We start from the raw sequence: 15,901 nt of genomic DNA on the forward strand, positions 1-15,901 counted from the left end.
GGTCGGATCATCGCGGCCGGCACGTCAGAATGCCTGCTCGATCGCGGCCCGCAGTGAGCTCTTGTAGGCGTTGCTGGTGGCGGTGGCGCCGGAGACGGTGTTCAGGTTGGCGCTCTGCTTCTTCACCACCTCGCCACCGGTGCCGTTGTACTTGGTGCGAACGTCGCCGCTGTGGATGTCGGACTCGCCGCCGCTCGGCAACGCCAGGGTGGTCGCTTCGATGATCTTGCTGCCGGAGACCACGATCTGCACCTGCACGTACCCGTAGCCATTGGCCGTGTCCACCGGAGGGCCGGTGACCCGGCGGGTGGTCGACTGGGGCGCCTTGGTGGTCTTCGGCGCGGTCGGGGCCTTCGCGGTGGTCTTCGTGCCGGACGGCCGGGCGGTCGTCCGGCCGGGCTTCGGCGACACCGGCGCGGCGGCGGTCGCCGACGGCTTCGGGGTCCCGCCCGCCGGGTCGGCGGCCGGGTCGGCGCTCGGGTCGACGCCCGGCCCGGCGGGGTTGACCGGCTGCGCGGTCGGCAGGTTCTGGGCGACCTGGGTGGCGCCCGGCGAGCCCTTGAGCACCACCAGGGCGGTGGTGCTGGCGGCCAGACCGGTGATCGCGAACAACGCGCGACGCATGCGATGCCTTCCTACAGCTCGAAGGTGGCCAGGTGGATCTGCCGGCGGGGCACGCCGGCACGGCGCAGCGCGCGCACCGACTGCTCGACCAGCCCGGAGGGCCCGCAGAGGTAGACGTCGCGCCGGGCCACGTCGGGCACCAGTTGGCGCAGCCCGTCCGGGCTCATGAGCTGGCGGGGGCCGGGGTCGTCGCGGGAGCCGATGACGTACCAGATGGAGGTGTCGCGTTCCTGGGCCAGCCAGTCCAGTTCCCGGCTGAGCAGCACGTCGGCCGGCGTACGGGCCCGGTAGATCAGGGCCGCGCCCGGCGGCAGCTCCTCCAGCATGGCCCGGATGGGCGTGATGCCGCTGCCACCGGCGATCAGCAGCGCCCGCTCGCGCACCCGGTGCGCGGCGGTGAAGGTGCCCGACGGTCCGTGGGCCCAGACCCGGGTCCCCGGGTCCAGGTCGCGCAGGTCGGCGGTGTGCCGGCCGACGACCTTGACGGTGAGCCGCAGCCACCGGCCGTTGGCGGCGGCCGAGACGGAGAACGGGTGCGACTGCCACCAGCAGCCGGGCGTGAGGAAGCGCCAGCGGAAGTACTGCCCGCCGAGCATCTCCAGGCGGCCCAGCCGCTCCCCGGTGAGGTAGATGGAGATGGTGTCCGGGCTCTCCGCGACCACGTCGGCCACCCGCAGCCGGTAACGCAGGTTGAACGCCAGTGGCGCGATCACCCGACCCCAGAGCAGGGCGGCGACCACCAGCAGGTACAGGGCGATCCAGCCGGTCCGCACCGGGCCCGGCTTGTAGAGCTGCGCGCCGTGGGTGAACTGGTGCCCGTAACCGAGCAGCAGCACCAGATAGCTCGACCGGTGCAGCAGGTGCCACGCCTCGTAGGGCAGCGCCCGGCGTATCGCCCGGACGCTGCTGAAGCCGACCACCAGCATGATGCCGGTGGCGACGAAGGCCGAGAGCATGTCCTCGTAGCCGCCGAGCAGCGTGCCCACCTCGGCGAGGACCGAGTGGTTTCGCAGGTCGGCGTACCCGACGAGGATCAGCGACAGGTGCGACAGCACGGCGACCAGCAGCGTCGCGCCGATGTCGCGGTGCCAGCGGCCGAGCTGCTCGCCGCCGATCCACCGCTCCAGCACCGGCAGCCGGCTCATCATGAGCACCTGCACCAGGAGCAGGTAGCCGGCAATCAGGCCGGTGATCCGGCCGGCCGCGGTGACGGTGGCCGCGGTGGTCCGCAGCGAACCGGCGGGGGTGCCCAGCCACCAGGGCAGCACGCTGGCGAGCAGCCCGACCAGGAGCAGCGCGGCCAGCAGCCGCCGGCCGCCGGGTCCGCGCCGGGCCGGGATCTGCGGGGGTACGGGTTCCGCCGACCGGCCGCCGTGCCAGGACGAGGTCGTCCCGGTGCGGCGGCCGGCGGCGTGGGTGTGCGAATGCGTCACGCGTACAGCTTCATCGGTGCGTACTTCATGCGGGGGAACACCTTCTGCACCTCGGCGTTGGTGAGCCCGAAGCGGCCCTGCGCCAGGGAGCCGTACACGTTGAACATGTTGTTGTATTCCGGCACGTCACCGGAGTCCAGCTTGTCCAGGCCGTTCCAGGTGCCGAGCAGCGATCCGGCCAGCTTCTTGCCGGACAGGACGGTGACCACGCCGCCGTGGCCGTGGTCGGTGCCGCCGGTGTTCGAGCTGACCCGGCGGCCGAACTCGCTGGACACCATGATCGTGACGTCGGCGGCCTGCGGGCCGAGGTCGGTGAAGAACGCCGCCATCGCGCTGGCCAGCTCGTTCAGCCGGCGGTGCAGCTGGCCGCCCTCGCGGGTGCCCTGGTTCTCGTGGGTGTCGTAGCCGCCCATGCCGACGGTCGCGACCCGGACGTTGGCACCACCCTTGATCAGCTGCGCGAGCTGCTGGAACGCGTTGCCGACGCCCTCGTACTTGACGCCCGCGGCGGGCTGGTACGGCTTGGCGGCGAGCTTCTGCGCCGTGGCCAGCGCGCCCATGCCCTCCTGCACGGCCTCCTCGACCGGGTGGTTGATCCCGGTGAAGAGCCCCTTGATGGCCTTCTCGGTGGCGGCCCGGAACTTGTCGTCGCCGTTGAGCCGCAGCGAGCCGACGCTGTTGAGCGAGAGCGCGCCGTTGTTGCCGACCAGCGAGCGGGGCAGCGTGCTGCCGATGCCGACGCTACGGAACGCGGTGCCCTTGCCCAGGTGGTCGACCAGGCCGTCGAGCCAGCCCCGGCCGCCGGTCTCGTTGGGCAGCCCGCCCAGGTTGCAGGCGTCCGCGGCCTGGAAGTGGCTGCGGGACAGCCGCTCGTCGGAGACCGCCGGGATGAAGCCCAGCTGACCGGCCTTGAGGTACTGCTCCAGCGGCTTGAACGCGCTGGTCAGCTTGAAGCCGCGGCTCAGGGCCAGCGAGTCGTTGCCGAGCAGCAGGTCGGGCCGGGCCTTGGCGAGCACCGGGTCGTTGTCCGGCGCGACCAGGCTCAGCCCGTCCAGGCCGCCGTAGAGGAAGACGTGGATCAGCGTGCCGGTCTTGGTCGCCGCGAACGACGCCGAGGTGGTGACGAACTGCGCGGTGGCCAGGGCGGTGGCGGTGGCCGCCGCACCGGCGACGAACGTCCGTCGGGTGACGCCGCGCCCGTCCTGCTGGGCCTCCTCCAGGTCCTCCAGCGTGCGGTAGCGGTCGGCCTCGGCCGCGTTCTCGGCGGCGACCAGGTCGGCCTCCGCGCGCAACAGAGCCTCGGCCGGGTTGTCGGCCAGTCGCCGCAGGTCCGGGCATTCGGGGTGCAGGGGGAAAGAGTTGTACACAGTCTTCTCCATCGGGTGCCTCACCGGAGGTGGTGCTGGGGGGACGCGAGGATCGCCCGCGCGACGGCGGTGATGGCCCCGTTGAACGTGGCATCGACCTTGGCGGTCGCCGGCACGCCGGCCACGCCGAGGATCAGGTTCTTCTCCCGGGTGCTCAGCTTCTGGTTGACCAGTCGCATCGAGAGCGCGTCCACGTACGCCCCGGCGGTGGCCGGCGGCTTGGCGACCAGCTTCTCCGGCGCCGTGTACGTGAAGGCGGTGCGGTAGCCCGCCACGATCTCGCCGGCCTCGTTCCAGCCGTTGACCATCGTGCCGGCCGAGGTCCACGCGACGTAGACGTCGGGGTAGCCGTCCGGGGTGGGCTGACCCATCGGGTACTGGCCCAGCTCACGCAGCTTGTCCTGGATCTGCCGCAGGCCCCGGGCGAACGGGGTGCGCTTGTTGTCGCCGTTGTCGTTCTTCGCCGACGCCTCCGGCGCGACGCCCAGGGTGCGGTACGTGGCGACCAGGTACTCCATCGGCCGGCGCACCTTCTGACCCACCGCCGCCCAGAACTCCGACGAGCTGAACAGCGTCATCAGCACCGGCTTGATCATGCCGTTGTTGCTGGTGTACGACTTGGCCAGCCGGTCCACGAGGGACTTCGGCGGGGTGTCCGAGACGAACCGGGTCGCGAGGCTCTGCGCCACGTACTTCGCGGTCGAGGGGTGCAGCGCGATGTAGGTGATGTACTTGTCGATCGCCGCGTCCACGGCGGCGATCTCCTTGGCCGTCGGGTTGTTGACGTCCTTGATGCTGAACGTGTTGGCGTGGGTGAAGCCGAGGATCTTCACCTTGCCCATGTAGTGCTGGTTGACGCGCAGGACGTACTGGCCCTTGTCGTCGACGCCACGGCCGGTCTGCAGCATGGCGGCCTGCCGGACGTCGCCCTCCTTGTAGCCGCCGTCGACGCCGACCGAGTACAGCTCCAGGTTCTCCCGGGCGAGGTTCTCGTTGATGGCGTCCTTGCGGGAGTCCTTCTGGTTCAGGTAGATCAGCAGCGCGGGGTGCTTGTTCGCCGCGACCAGCATCTCGGGGTAGCTGCCCAGCGCGTGCTTGCGTACCACGTCCTTGTCGAACGACGTGCGGTACACCTCGCCGCCGTCGAAGTCGGCGGCGACGTGCAGGAAGTCGTTCCAGAAGTCGACCATGACCTCGAACAGCTGGCGCTTCGACCAGATCTGGCGGGCCAGGGTGGCGTCGACCACCTCACGCTCCGGCTGGGCGCCCTGCTCGTTGAGCTTGTCGCGCTGGGTCCGCAGCTGCTCCACCGAGAGCGTCTGGGTGGGCAGCTCGGCGAGCTTCAGCTCGGCCTTGCTCGGCTCGATCTTGTCCGGGTCGAGCTGCCCGCGGATCCACGCGTCGATGCCCTGGCGCTTGATGTCGGCGACCACGGCGGGCGTCGCGCCGAAGGTGGCCCGCCGGGCCAGGTGCAGGATCGGGTCCTTGGCGAGCACCGTCTTGACGGTCACCGTGGTCTCCGCGGCGGCCGCCGCCGGGCCGGAGAAGGTCCGGCCACCGGTCGGCGCGTTCTTCTTCAGCGCCTCGCCGGCCCGGGAGCCCATGTAGCTCTCGTTCTGCTCGGTGTAGGTACGCACCGTGCTGGGCTGCTGGCCGCTGGGACGCGCCGCGGTCCCGTCGGTCACCGTGTTGCCCGTCGCGTCGCCCGCGGCCGCCTCGTCACCGAAGAGGCTGCGGAACTGCGGCGTCATGGCGAGCGCCGCGCCACCGGCCACGACGGCGGCGGTGCCACCGAGCGCGACAATGGCCTTGCGCCGGCCGACCTTGCGGCCCGGCTCGTCGTCATCGTCCAGGGTGGGCAGTCCAGCACCGGCCGGACGCGCCGGGGCCGGACGACCCAGACCCTCCGGGCCGACCCACTGCGGCCCACGCGGGGCGGGGGCGGGTTGTCCGGCGTGCGCGTACCCGTCGCCGTACTGCTCGCGCGGGTCCCCCTGCGCCGGGTAGCCGCCCTGGTAGGGGTGGGGCGAGTCGTATCCGTACGACGCGGACGCGGTGGGGTCGCCGTAACTGTCCGAGGTGTGGTGCTGGCGTCCGTCCCAGCCGCGGTCGTCCCGCGGTCGACGTGGTGGCACATTCTGGTCGGCCATGTACCAATCCCGATTTCTGATGAGCGCCGGAAGCTGCGACCGAGCAGGTGCGGCAGGTGCGGCGACTGTTGCCTGAGGGGGTTGCTACGGCAAGGTAACCAAGCGCTCAGGTGCCTTCAAGGTGAGCCGAACGCGCCGGTGAGGGCACTTAAGACAGCCCTCACCACCGCGTTCGTGGCAGGCCGGGGACGCGGGCCGGGCTCCGACCTTCCCAGCAGGGCGGACGTGCGGCAGCCGGGTACGGATCGGACCTGGCCGCCGTACGCGACACGTTCCGCGTCGTTCACCACCACAGGCAAACTTAAGGCTCGGCTAAGCCGGACGTGAAGTGTCCTCACGCTGGGAAAAGGAGGAGCGGGCGAGCGTGAGCCGCCGCCGCAGCGGGTATGCCGCCGAACCGCTGAACGCGTGAGGGGAAGGCAGCGCCATGCTCAGCAAAGAGGATCAGCGCAGGTTCGACCAGATCACCCGTCAGCTCCGGGAGAGTGACCCGGCCTTCTTCGCCCGGCTGGACCACCGGGTCCGAGCCCGCAGGGGCCGCTACCTGATGTTGTTGACCATCGTGCTGTGGGCGTCGCTCCCGGCGATGGCCGTGTTCGCCGGCCGGCTGGCCGGCGCGATCTGCGCGGTGGTGCTGGTGGCCAACGCGGCGATCATGTGGCGGTTCCGCCGCCGCTGGACGTGAGGGCTCACCCCGGGCCGAACGCCCGGTACGCACGACGCAGCCGCTCCAGCAGGCCCGGCCCTCCGATGGCCGGCGCCGGCGGGCCGAGCTGGCGCAGCAGGAGATCCGGCCCGGTCGCCAGTCGGGGTGGCCGGTCGGGCAGCGGCACCGGCGACGCCCAGAAGCGGTCCACCGCCTCCGCGAGGGGGGTGGTCGCCAGCCCGGCGAGCGCCCGGGCCGCACCGACCGGCGGCAGCGCGTCCACCGCGGACGAACTGACGTCCGAAGTGGACCCGGCGTCGCCGGGGGCGGCAGCCGGCGCGGGCGACACCGCCGTGCCGGTGGCCTCGGCCCGGCGGGCGCGCAATCGGTCGAGCAGGTCCGCGCGCGAGCGGCCACGCCAGTGCAGCAGCTCGAACGGGTCCGCGTCGAACGCCTCGGCGAGCAGATAGAACGTGGCCGCGAGGTGCTTGCACGGCACCGCGAAGTCGGGGCAGTTGCAGCGTTGGGTCAGCTCGTCCACGGCGGCCGGGAAGAGCGGGGCGCCCGCCGCCACGAACAGCTCCTCCAGCTCGTCGGGCAGGTCCCCGGCGAGCAGGCGGGCGCTGAAGAACGCCTGCCCGGCCAACTCGTCCTCGATCCGGGTCCAGAGCGCGGCCGGGAACGTCGCCAGCGCGATGGAGACCTCGTACGGCCGGGGCCGGGAACCCTGCACCTGGGCGGTGACCCGGCCCGACGCGATGTCGAGCCGGAGCACCTGACCGGCCCGCGCGTACGACCGGCCACGGGTCAGCCGGGTGCCGAGCGCGAACGACTCCAGCACCTCCAGGAAGCGCCGGGACCACCAGGACCGCCCGATCGCGCCTCGGGCGCTGCGCGCCCGCAGCCCACCGTCGACCCGTCGGGGACGGCCGTAGTCGGCGAACCGGTCCGTGCTCATCACTCCACCACCGCCCCGGCCTCCAGGGCGAACAGCTCCCGCAGCTGACCCGTGGACAGCTCGGTGATCCACTGTTCGCCGGTGCCCACCACCCGCTCGGCGAGGGCGCGCTTGTCGGCGATCATCGCGGCGACCTTCTCCTCCACCGTGCCGGCGCAGACGAACTTGCGGACCTGCACCCGCCGGCGCTGCCCGATCCGGAACGCCCGGTCGGTGGCCTGGTCCTCGACCGCCGGGTTCCACCACCGGTCCACGTGCACCACGTGGTTGGCGGCGGTCAGGGTGAGCCCGGTGCCACCGGCCTTGAGGGACAGGACGAACAGCGGCGGGCCGTCGGCCGACTGGAAGCGCTGCACCAGGGCGTCCCGCTCGGCCTTGCCGAGCCCACCGTGCAGGAACAGCACCTCGCGGCCGAAGCGCGCCGACAGGTGACCGCGCAACATCGCGCCGAACTCCGCGTACTGGGTGAACAGCAGCGCCCGCTCCCCCGCCGCCAGCACCTCCTCCAGGATCTCGGTCAGCCGGGCCAGCTTTCCGGAGCGGCCCTCCAGCGCCGAGCCGTCGCGCAGCAGCTGGGCGGGGTGGTTGCAGACCTGCTTGAGCCGGGTCATGGTGGCCAGCACCAGCCCGCGTCGCTCGATGCCGTCGCTGGTCTCGATCCGGGCCAGCATGTCGTCGACCACCACCCGGTACAGGGCGGCCTGCTCGGCCGTGAGGTTGCAGAGCACCTCCATCTCCAGCTTCTCCGGCAGGTCGGAGATGATCGACGAGTCGGTCTTGAGCCGGCGCAGCACGAACGGGCCGGTGATCCGGCGCAGCCGCTCGGCGGCCTCGACGTCGCCGTGGCGCTCGATCGGCTCGGCGAACCGCTTGCGGAACGTCGCGGCCGGGCCGAGCAGCCCCGGATTGGCGAACTGCATGATCGACCAGAGATCGGCGAGCCGGTTCTCCACCGGCGTACCGGTCACCGCCACCCGCTGCCGGGCCGGCAGCGCGCGGACCGCCTCGGCCTGCCGGGTCGACGCGTTCTTGATCGCCTGCGCCTCGTCCACCACCACCCGGTGCCAGTCGATGCCGGCCAGGTCGACGGCGTCGCGCGCGGCCACCGAGTAGGTGGTGAGGACCAGGTCCGCGCCGTGCACGGCCGCCGTGAACTCCGCCCCCCGCGCCCGCTCCGCCCCATGGTGTACGTGCACCCGCAGCGTCGGCGTGAACCGGGCCGCCTCCCGCTGCCAGTTGCCGACCAGCGACATCGGACAGACCAGCAGGGTCGGTCCGGCCTCCGGCGGGTCCCCGGCGAGCAGCGCCAGCAACTGCACGGTCTTGCCCAGCCCCATGTCGTCGGCGAGCACCCCGCCCAGGCCGAGTGACCGCAGGAACGCCAGCCAGGCCAGTCCCCGCCGCTGGTACGGCCGCAGCGTCCCCTGGAAACCCGGCGGCGGGTCGAGCGGGGTGAGCCGGCGCTCGACCGCGCCGGCGAGCAGGTCGCCCAGCGCCCCGTCGGCGGTCACCTCCAGCACCGGCAGCGCCTCGGTGTCGTCGCCGTCGGCGAGCCCGAGGCGCAACAGGTCGGCGACGGTCAGCTCGCCGGCCGAGCGCAGCAGACGCAGACCGGCCGCGAGCCGACCCGGGTCCAGCTCCACCCATCGGCCCCGCAGCCGTACCAGCGGGGTCTTCAGCTCGGCCAGCGCCGCCAGCTCGTCGGCGGACAGCGGCTGGTCGCCGAGCGCGACCTCCCAGCGGTAGTCGACGAGCGCGTCCAACCCGACGCCGGCCTCGGTGCTGGCCACCGTGCCGGGCGCGGTCCGGCTGCGGGCGCGCAGCCGAGCGCCGAGCCGCGCCGACGGACGCCGCCACCAGGAGGGCAGCAGCACCCCGAAGCCGGCGGCGTGCAGCACCGGGGCGCCCTCGCTGAGGAACCGGTGCGCGCCCTCGACGTCCAACTCCATCGCCTCGGGCGCGGCGGTGCGCAGCGCGGCGTCCAGGTCGGGCCAGAGCCGGCTGGCCCGGCCCAGCTCCGCGAGCAGGGTCTCCTGCGGGCTGGCCGTACGGTCGGCGAGACCGTCGAACGTGTGCGCCCGCCAGACCTCCCCGGCGTCGATGTGCAGCCCCGGCTCATCGGCCGCCTGCAACCCGAACTCCAGCCGCCACCGCGCCGCCGGGGAGTCCTCGCCGCCTGTCGGGCCACCCTCGGCCAGCTCACCGCCGCCCGTGCGAACAGACGCGGGCGGCGCGTCGCCCGGCAGCGGGCGGGTGGCCAGGATCGGCTCGGTGACCTCGTCGGGGGCCGGCTCCACCAGGCGGAAGCTGGCCCGGACGGCGCCGCCGGCCGCGTCGCGCTGCCAGTCGTCGAGTTCGGCGCGCAGGATGTCCAGTGCGGCCCGGTCGACGGTGAAGTCGCGGCGGGGGCCGGCGAGCGCGGCCAACCAGGCCGGCGCGGGCCCGCCAGGGCGTACTCCTCGGGCCAGCGTGGTGGTCACGAGGGCCGCTCGGGCGGCGGCGTCGGTGAGCGCGTCGAGCGCGTCCGCCACCAGCTCGGCGGCCGGCACCGCAGCAGCGGTAGCGGCAACGGCCGACGGCGCGGTGGCAGCCCCAGCGGGGACGACGACCGGGACGGGGGCGGCGGCGCGGGCTGCGGGCGGCAGCGCCAGTGCCAGCGAGCGCGCCCAGGCGGCGTCGGTGCCGGTCAGCAGCGGACGCCAGACGGCCCGCGCAGCCACCTGGGCTGCCCGGTCTGCCACCAGCCCGGTCACGTCGACATCGGCCGACCCGGCCTGCGACGCCACGCCGGCATCCGGCGAGCCGACAGGGGCATCGACCGAGCCGGCCGTGGGGATCCGCGTGCTGACGCCGGGCAGGACCCGGCCCCGGGCCACGAGGTCGGCGGCGAAGTCGGCCAGCTCGGCGAGGTGGCGCAGGGTCGCCCCGGGCACCGCCGGGAGGTCGTCCAGGGCGCGCAGCAGTGCGAGGGCGTCGTCTGGGGCGTACACCAGGACGGGCACCCGCCACGCGGCGAGGGTGAGCTGGCCGCGGGCCGGGGGTGCGACGGTGGTCCGGATCAGCTCGGGTGAGTCGGTCGGCGCGCCCGCCCGGGTGGGCAGGGTGAGCAGCGCGGTGGCCGGGCGGGCCGGCTCGGCGGCGTCGGCGAGAGCCGCGACCAGGTCCGCGTGCCCGGCGGCGAAGGGATGCGGGCGCTCCCGGGGCGGCCTGCCGGGGCGGACCGGAGACGGCGGCGCGGCGCTGTCCTCGGCCCAGACCGCGAGGCCAGCGGTCGAGTCGTCGCAGGGCTTCCACAGCCCATGGATGACCAGCACCTACTCCCCCTCCGCCGCCCGCGCCCAGGATAGGCGGCCCGGGGCGACGAGCGTCAGCGCCCACCGCACGACACACGCCGCCGACGGGTTGATCGACTCCAGGTCGGGGGTGTGGGGGTGCCCACGCCGGGCTGGGCTAGCGTCGGCACCATGGTCGATCTCCTGGTTGTCGGCGGGCTCGGGGTGGATGTGCGGGTTCGGGTGCCCGCGCTGCCGCTGCCGGCCGCCGACTCGCACACCGTCGAACCGATCGAGCTGCGGATCGGCAACACCGGCGCCGGGGTGGCGCTGGCCGGCCGGGCGCTCGGGCTGCGGGTACGGGTGGTCGACACGCTCGGCGCCGACCCGGCCGGCGATCTGATCCGGGCGGCGCTGACCCGGGCCGCGGTGCCGGCGGTGCTGGCGCAGGACAGCGGCGGGACCCGACGGTCGGTGAACCTGGTGGACCCGGGCGGCCGGCGCACCTCGCTGTACGACCCGCGCCCGTGGCGGGGCGACCCGCCGTTCTCGCCCGCGGAGGTGGCCGAGCTGGTCGCGGACGCCCGGCACGTACACCTTTCGATCATGGACTGGGTGGTGCCGTTGCTGCCCGCCGTGCGGGCCGCGCTCCCGGCGGGCGTGTCGCTCTCCACCGACCTGCACGACTGGGACGGCACGAACCCCTACCACCGGCCGTTCGCCGAGGTCGCCGACCTGGTCCTGGTCAGCGGGGTGCGGCTGGGCGAGCGGGCCGCGGCCCTCGCCGGCACGCTGGCGCCCCGGACCGTGGTGGTGACCCGGGGCGCGGACGGCGCGGAGCTGTACCCGGGCGACGGCACGCGGGTGCCGGTGCCGCCCGCCGCCGCGCCGGGGCCGGTGGTGGACAGCAACGGGGCCGGCGACGCGTTCGCGGCCGGGCTGATCGCCGGGCGGCTGCGGGGCGAGCCCCTGCCCGAGGCGGCCCGGTACGCGGCACGGGTCGCCGCGGCGGCCTGCGCCCACGACGGCATGGAGTATCCGCCGGGCCTGTTACCCGCCGGATGACGACGGGCGGCCGGGCTCAGAGCGCGCCGATGGTCTGCTCCGTCATTCGCCGACCGTAACCACGTCGGGCCCCTCGCGCTGCCCCGTATCCCGCTGCGAGGCGCCCTCGTGACGGGCAGGATGGGCGCATGGCTTCATCCGTGCAGATCCTCCTCGTCGGCGGCGCGGCGGACGGGCAGACCGTGACCGTCGAACTGGACACCAACGGCCGGCCGCCGCTCACCCACCACCACATCGGGTCCGGTGGGCTGGCGGAGGCGCAGATCTACGAGTTGGAGTCCGCCCGCGAGGAAGGCCGCGAGTGGCGCTACCGGTGGACCGGTCCGGCGGTGTGACGCGGGTCAGACTCGGGTGAGGGCCTGAGCGCGCAGTCTGTCCAACACGCCACGGGTGACCTCCGAGGTGCCCCGCGCCTGCTCGCAGACCTCCGCGACCCGACGGGCCGTGGCCGCGGCGCGTTCCTCGCGTTCGTCCCAGAGCCGGTCGACCTCGGCCAGCAGCGGCCCCTCCACCTCCCGCTCCACGCCCCGCAGCGCCGGCACACCGAGCCGCTGGGCCAGGTCGAAGACCTTGCCGGCGTACGGCAGCGGCAGGAACGGCGTGCCCACCATCGCCGCGAAGATCAGGAAGTGCAGACGCATGCCGACGGCCAGGTCGAAGTGGCGCATCAGCCCGAGCACCTGCTCCGGTGAGTAGGTGCCGTGCAGGATCCGCCCCCGCTCGGCGGCGACCATGTGCGACAACACCCCGTGCGAGTGCCGGATGTCGTCGCGTTCCATCGGCACGAACAGCACGTACGCGTCGATGCGGTGCACCAGGAAGTCACCGATCTGGGCCAGCAGCCGGTGGTAACCGTCGACGTCGAGGCGTTCGGCGGCCCGTCCCGGCTCCCGCACGCTGATCCCGACCAGCCTCTTACCGGCCGGCACCCCCTCCTCGCTGAGCAGGTGCACCGGAAAGTCGGCCGGCTGCAACAGAAACGCCGGGTCGGCGGTGACCGTGATCGGGTTGAGCAGTCCCGCCTCTTCCAGGACCATCCGGGACTCCTGGTCGCGGACGGTCACCTGGGTCGCGCTGGCGAGCGTCTCCCGGACCATGCCGGTGTCGACCGCGTCGCTGAGCGGCCCGACCCCCACCGCGTACGTGAGGAGGGGCAGGCCCCGTTCCTGGGCGACCCGCACGACCCGCAGATAGCGGCGGGCCTCCCGGTCGTAGAGGATCCCGCCGCCACCGAGGATGAGCAGGTCGAGTTGAGCCAGTACCAACGCCGAGTCGGTACGGCTGACGCCTTCCCAGGGCACCGCCTCGACGTCCGGGTGGGCGGCGCGGGTGTGTTCCGGGTTGCGGGAGAAGACGATGATCCGGGCGTTGGGTTCCTGCATGCGTAGATCGATGAGGAGACCGGTGAGGATCGCCTCATCGCCGAGGTTCCGGCCACCGTACGAGCCGAGCACACCGATGGTCAGTCCGGCGCCATGCGTCATCCGTCGCTCCTCCCCGGGTGCGGTCCGCAGCGGTTTCCCGCTGGTCGGGCGAACAGTCCTGAACCGGGGCCGGGGTGGCTCAGCCCGCCGGGTCGATGCGCTTGGCCATCTGCTGCGCGGTGACCTCGAAGCCCAGGCTCCGGTAGAGCCCGATCGCCACGGTGTTCGTTCCGAAGACGTTCAACCCCAGCTCGGGCACCCCGAGTCCGACCAGTTCGGCCTCGACGAGCTGGATCATCCGCCGCGCGTGGCCACGCCCCCGGTGCGCCGGATGTACCTCGATGTTCTGAATCCAGGCCCGCGTCGGGCCGGGTGCCGCAGAACCACGCAGACGCCGCCACCGTGATACCCGCGACGGGGCCGCGACCCGGCCGATTTCCCAAAGAGGCCCGGCAACCACATGATCATCGAGCCCGGGAAATGGGTTGTTCATCGGGGCGGGGCGGGCGCACCGTGGCGGGATGCAGGGGACAGCGACGCGGATCGGCTGGGGTGATCTGCCGGCGGCGGTCCGATCCGCGGTGGAAGGCATCATCGGTGATCGGGTGGTCGAGGCGGTGTCCCAGTCGGGTGGCTTTTCGCCGGGCACCGCCGACCGGGTCCGCACCGCGACCGGCCGGCGGGCTTTCGTGAAGGCGGTCAGCCCGGCACAGAACCCGGACAGCCCGGTCATGCACCGCGCCGAGGCCCGCACCGCCGGCGCGCTACCGCCGACAGCGCCGACGCCCCGCCTGCTGGGCTGCCACGACGACGGCGAGTGGGTGGCATTGGTCTTCTCCGACGTGGACGGACGGCACCCGACAACCCCGTGGCGGGCGGACGAGCTGACCCGCGTGCTGGGCGCCCTGGAGGCGATGGCCGTCGCGCTCACCCCGAACCCCGTCGCGCACGTGCCGGCCGCCGCCGAGCTGCTGGCCGGGGACTTCGCCGGCTGGCACCGGATCGCCGCCGACCCGCCGCCACGACTCGATCCGTGGGTTCGGGCCCACCTGGACGACCTGCGGCACGCCGCCGACGAGGGCGTCGCCGCGTTGAGCGGGGACACGCTCTGCCACCTGGACGTGCGGGCCGACAACCTGCTGCTCGACGCGGCCGGGACGGTGACAGTCGTCGACTGGCCGTGGGCCTGCCGGGGGCCGGCCTGGCTGGACACCGCGTTGCTGCTGGTGAACGTCCGGCTCTACGGCGGGCACGACACGGAGGCGATGCTGCGCCGGCTGCCGCTCACCGCCGGTGTCGACCCGGCCGCGCTCACCGGGGTGTACGCCGGACTGGCCGGCTTCTTCGCCGACAGCGCCCGCCGTCCGCCGCCGCCCGGCATCCCCACCGTACGGGCGTTCCAGCAGGCCCAGGCCGACGCCCTGCTCCCCTGGCTGGCCGAGCGGCTCGCCTGATGCGACCCGTTGGCGCTGTCGCGCTGCCAGGTCTGGCCGAGCGTCACGGCGGATGCGCGACCCTGCCGGTCAGCGTGCCGTGGGTGCCGAGGTGAACCCGTACGCCAGCTGCGTCAGGTCGACCAGCCGCAGGTCGCCGTCGAGTCCCTTGAGCGCGGCGGTCATCGCGCCGGCCGCGCGCCCGGCCTGCAACCCGACCTCGGCGTCCTCGACGACCAGGCAGCGCGCCGGTGGCACGTCGAGCAGCGCGGCGGCCCGCAGGTAGCCCTCCGGGGCCGGCTTGCCCGCGCGCACGTCCTCGACGGTGACCAGCACGGGCGCGGTGATGCCGGCGGCACCGAGCCGGGCCTCGGCCAGCCGGACGTCGGCGCTGGTCACCACCGCCCAGGGCAACCCCAACCGGGCCAACGTCGACAGCAGCTCGAGGGCGCCCGGGGTGGCGGTCACGTCGGACAGGTCGTCGTACTGCAACGCCAACTGCCGTGCCGCCGCCACGGCGACCGCCGCGTCATCGAGCGAGGGAAGGAGCCGGCGGATCGTCTGATCGGCGGGCCTGCCGTGCGCGATCGCGAGCGCCGCCGCCGGCTCGACGGCGTACTCGGACGCCCAGCGCTCCCAGGCCCGCTCGACGGCGGCGTCGGAGTCGACCAGGGTGCCGTCCATGTCGAACAGCACCGCGTCGACGTCTGCCAGCTCCACGATCATGCCCCCCGTACGCTCCGTCACGAGGATAGGGCGTCCCTGGCCGGCGGCGGTAAACGGACCCGGCGCTGGGAACGAGTGGTCCGATGGCCGCCAGACTCGAAGACGAGCCGTCGACATGATCGTTTGCATGACCCGCCGACATCGCGATCGTTTGCATGACCCGCCGACATCGCGGCGACCGTCGCGCACCTGACGGGGGTTTCACCAGCTGAGACACCCCACCCGGCTGCGTCACTCCTCCCGGCCCGACACGGAACGCACGACGTCGACGAACGCGACGCGCCGGTTGGTCCGTACCTCGATGGCCACGAGCCAGCGCTCCCGGTGCCGGTCGCGAAGCGGCACCGCCGCGTCGCCCGGCTCGTCGGCGAGGCGGCGCTGCTCGGCGTACTCCGTCGTGAGGCTGGCCAGCACCGACCGGCCCGCCGCCGCGACGTCCGCCGGGCCTTCCAACAACACCAGGTTGTACGCCTCGTCCACGGCGCGCATCGCCGCGTACGTCTCGTCGTAGCCGGGCGTGGCCCTGTCCACGCCCGGCTCGACCCACCGCCGGTCCAGCCGCCGGTACGCCGCGTCGCAGGCGCTGAGGAACCCGACGTACGCGTCGCGTCGCAGCTCGTCACGCCGGGTCGCCCACCGGTCGGCGCTCTCCTGCCGGGCGACGGTGAGCTGGTGGGCGAGTTGCCGACGGGTGCTGAACGCGCCGACCAGCCCGGTCAGGGCTGCGGCGGCCAACGTGGACAGTGAGGTGATCAGCGCGACGGCGACGGTGTCCTGCACGCGCCCATTCTGGCGGTGCCCCA

At 73.5% G+C, this 15,901-nt stretch carries 13 protein-coding genes and 2 pseudogenes; 4 read left to right on the top strand and 11 right to left on the bottom strand.

Going from position 1 to position 15,901, the window contains the following annotated elements; genetic code table 11:
- Positions 1-24 precede the first annotated feature (24 nt).
- Genes ACFYPH_RS08680 through ACFYPH_RS08695 form a run of 4 tightly spaced genes read right to left on the bottom strand, consistent with a single transcriptional unit; the run spans position 25 to position 5,574 of the window.
- Positions 25-624 carry an FMN-binding protein gene (locus ACFYPH_RS08680; protein WP_387180247.1) on the bottom strand — a complete coding sequence of 200 codons (600 nt, stop codon included), beginning with the start codon at positions 622-624 and terminating at the stop codon, positions 25-27.
- Between the two features lie 11 nt (positions 625-635).
- Positions 636-2,057, bottom strand: coding sequence for a ferric reductase-like transmembrane domain-containing protein (locus ACFYPH_RS08685; protein WP_387180250.1), 1,422 nt, complete (start codon positions 2,055-2,057; stop codon positions 636-638).
- Positions 2,054-3,436, bottom strand: a complete 1,383-nt coding sequence (locus ACFYPH_RS08690) for a DUF1501 domain-containing protein (RefSeq protein WP_355064268.1) — start codon at positions 3,434-3,436, stop codon at positions 2,054-2,056. Before ACFYPH_RS08690 ends, ACFYPH_RS08685 begins: the two co-directional genes overlap by 4 nt.
- 8 nt (positions 3,437-3,444) lie before the next feature.
- The gene (locus ACFYPH_RS08695; RefSeq protein ID WP_354856591.1) at positions 3,445-5,574 is read right to left on the bottom strand and encodes a DUF1800 family protein; all 2,130 of its coding nucleotides are present in this window, start codon (positions 5,572-5,574) and stop codon (positions 3,445-3,447) included.
- Between the two features lie 427 nt (positions 5,575-6,001).
- On the opposite strand from ACFYPH_RS08695, the gene ACFYPH_RS08700 reads away from it, so the two are divergent.
- Complete coding sequence (locus tag ACFYPH_RS08700) at positions 6,002-6,259, top strand: DUF3040 domain-containing protein (protein ID WP_234586377.1); 258 nt, start codon at positions 6,002-6,004, stop codon at positions 6,257-6,259.
- Positions 6,260-6,263: 4 nt separating this feature from the next.
- Here the strand turns inward: ACFYPH_RS08700 and ACFYPH_RS08705 are convergent, their stop codons facing one another.
- From ACFYPH_RS08705 to ACFYPH_RS08715, 3 genes and pseudogenes are all read right to left on the bottom strand, one after another.
- Positions 6,264-7,178: an SWIM zinc finger family protein gene (locus ACFYPH_RS08705; RefSeq protein ID WP_387180254.1), complete on the bottom strand. Its 915-nt coding sequence runs from the start codon at positions 7,176-7,178 to the stop codon at positions 6,264-6,266.
- Positions 7,178-9,328 (bottom strand): annotated as a pseudogene (locus tag ACFYPH_RS08710) (DEAD/DEAH box helicase); the annotation flags it as partial. The gene ACFYPH_RS08705 and the pseudogene ACFYPH_RS08710, both read right to left, overlap by 1 nt.
- A gap of 441 nt (positions 9,329-9,769) precedes the next feature.
- Positions 9,770-10,492 (bottom strand): annotated as a pseudogene (locus ACFYPH_RS08715) (ATP-dependent helicase); the annotation flags it as partial.
- Positions 10,493-10,642: 150 nt separating this feature from the next.
- On the opposite strand from ACFYPH_RS08715, the gene ACFYPH_RS08720 reads away from it, so the two are divergent.
- Together ACFYPH_RS08720 and ACFYPH_RS08725 are read left to right on the top strand one after the other, a co-directional pair.
- Positions 10,643-11,515, top strand: a complete 873-nt coding sequence (locus tag ACFYPH_RS08720) for a PfkB family carbohydrate kinase (protein ID WP_355064260.1) — start codon at positions 10,643-10,645, stop codon at positions 11,513-11,515.
- A gap of 128 nt (positions 11,516-11,643) precedes the next feature.
- The gene (locus ACFYPH_RS08725) at positions 11,644-11,850 is read left to right on the top strand and encodes a hypothetical protein (protein WP_354856579.1); all 207 of its coding nucleotides are present in this window, start codon (positions 11,644-11,646) and stop codon (positions 11,848-11,850) included.
- A 6-nt stretch (positions 11,851-11,856) separates the two neighbouring features.
- Here the strand turns inward: ACFYPH_RS08725 and ACFYPH_RS08730 are convergent, their stop codons facing one another.
- Positions 11,857-12,999: a polysaccharide pyruvyl transferase family protein gene (locus tag ACFYPH_RS08730; protein WP_355064258.1), complete on the bottom strand. Its 1,143-nt coding sequence runs from the start codon at positions 12,997-12,999 to the stop codon at positions 11,857-11,859.
- A gap of 79 nt (positions 13,000-13,078) precedes the next feature.
- On the bottom strand, positions 13,079-13,534 hold the full coding sequence (locus ACFYPH_RS08735; RefSeq protein WP_387180259.1) for a GNAT family N-acetyltransferase: 456 nt from the start codon (positions 13,532-13,534) through the stop codon (positions 13,079-13,081).
- On the opposite strand from ACFYPH_RS08735, the gene ACFYPH_RS08740 reads away from it, so the two are divergent.
- Positions 13,461-14,393 (top strand): phosphotransferase, encoded by a 933-nt coding sequence (locus ACFYPH_RS08740; RefSeq protein WP_387180262.1) that lies wholly within the window; start codon positions 13,461-13,463, stop codon positions 14,391-14,393. The genes ACFYPH_RS08735 and ACFYPH_RS08740 overlap by 74 nt on opposite strands.
- Before the next feature lie 69 nt (positions 14,394-14,462).
- Here ACFYPH_RS08740 and ACFYPH_RS08745 read toward each other — a convergent pair whose 3' ends face one another.
- The gene (locus ACFYPH_RS08745; RefSeq protein WP_387180264.1) at positions 14,463-15,119 is read right to left on the bottom strand and encodes an HAD-IA family hydrolase; all 657 of its coding nucleotides are present in this window, start codon (positions 15,117-15,119) and stop codon (positions 14,463-14,465) included.
- Between the two features lie 210 nt (positions 15,120-15,329).
- Complete coding sequence (locus tag ACFYPH_RS08750; RefSeq protein ID WP_387180268.1) at positions 15,330-15,878, bottom strand: hypothetical protein; 549 nt, start codon at positions 15,876-15,878, stop codon at positions 15,330-15,332.
- Between the last annotated feature and the right edge of the window lie 23 nt (positions 15,879-15,901).

Source organism: Micromonospora sp. NPDC005252, from assembly GCF_042872475.1.
Lineage (GTDB): Bacteria > Actinomycetota > Actinomycetes > Mycobacteriales > Micromonosporaceae > Micromonospora.

Excerpts from the sequence above, each read along its gene's own strand:
- ACFYPH_RS08705 (WP_387180254.1), bottom strand. The coding sequence starts at position 7,178 with ATGAGCACGGACCGGTTCGCCGACTACGGCCGTCCCCGACGGGTCGAC.
- ACFYPH_RS08725 (WP_354856579.1), top strand. The coding sequence starts at position 11,644 with ATGGCTTCATCCGTGCAGATCCTCCTCGTCGGCGGCGCGGCGGACGGG.
- ACFYPH_RS08680 (WP_387180247.1), bottom strand. The coding sequence starts at position 624 with ATGCGTCGCGCGTTGTTCGCGATCACCGGTCTGGCCGCCAGCACCACC.
- ACFYPH_RS08740 (WP_387180262.1), top strand. The coding sequence starts at position 13,461 with ATGCAGGGGACAGCGACGCGGATCGGCTGGGGTGATCTGCCGGCGGCG.
- ACFYPH_RS08695 (WP_354856591.1), bottom strand. The coding sequence starts at position 5,574 with ATGGCCGACCAGAATGTGCCACCACGTCGACCGCGGGACGACCGCGGC.
- ACFYPH_RS08700 (WP_234586377.1), top strand. The coding sequence starts at position 6,002 with ATGCTCAGCAAAGAGGATCAGCGCAGGTTCGACCAGATCACCCGTCAG.
- ACFYPH_RS08735 (WP_387180259.1), bottom strand. The coding sequence starts at position 13,534 with ATGATGCCTTCCACCGCGGATCGGACCGCCGCCGGCAGATCACCCCAG.
- ACFYPH_RS08720 (WP_355064260.1), top strand. The coding sequence starts at position 10,643 with ATGGTCGATCTCCTGGTTGTCGGCGGGCTCGGGGTGGATGTGCGGGTT.
- ACFYPH_RS08690 (WP_355064268.1), bottom strand. The coding sequence starts at position 3,436 with ATGGAGAAGACTGTGTACAACTCTTTCCCCCTGCACCCCGAATGCCCG.
- ACFYPH_RS08730 (WP_355064258.1), bottom strand. The coding sequence starts at position 12,999 with ATGACGCATGGCGCCGGACTGACCATCGGTGTGCTCGGCTCGTACGGT.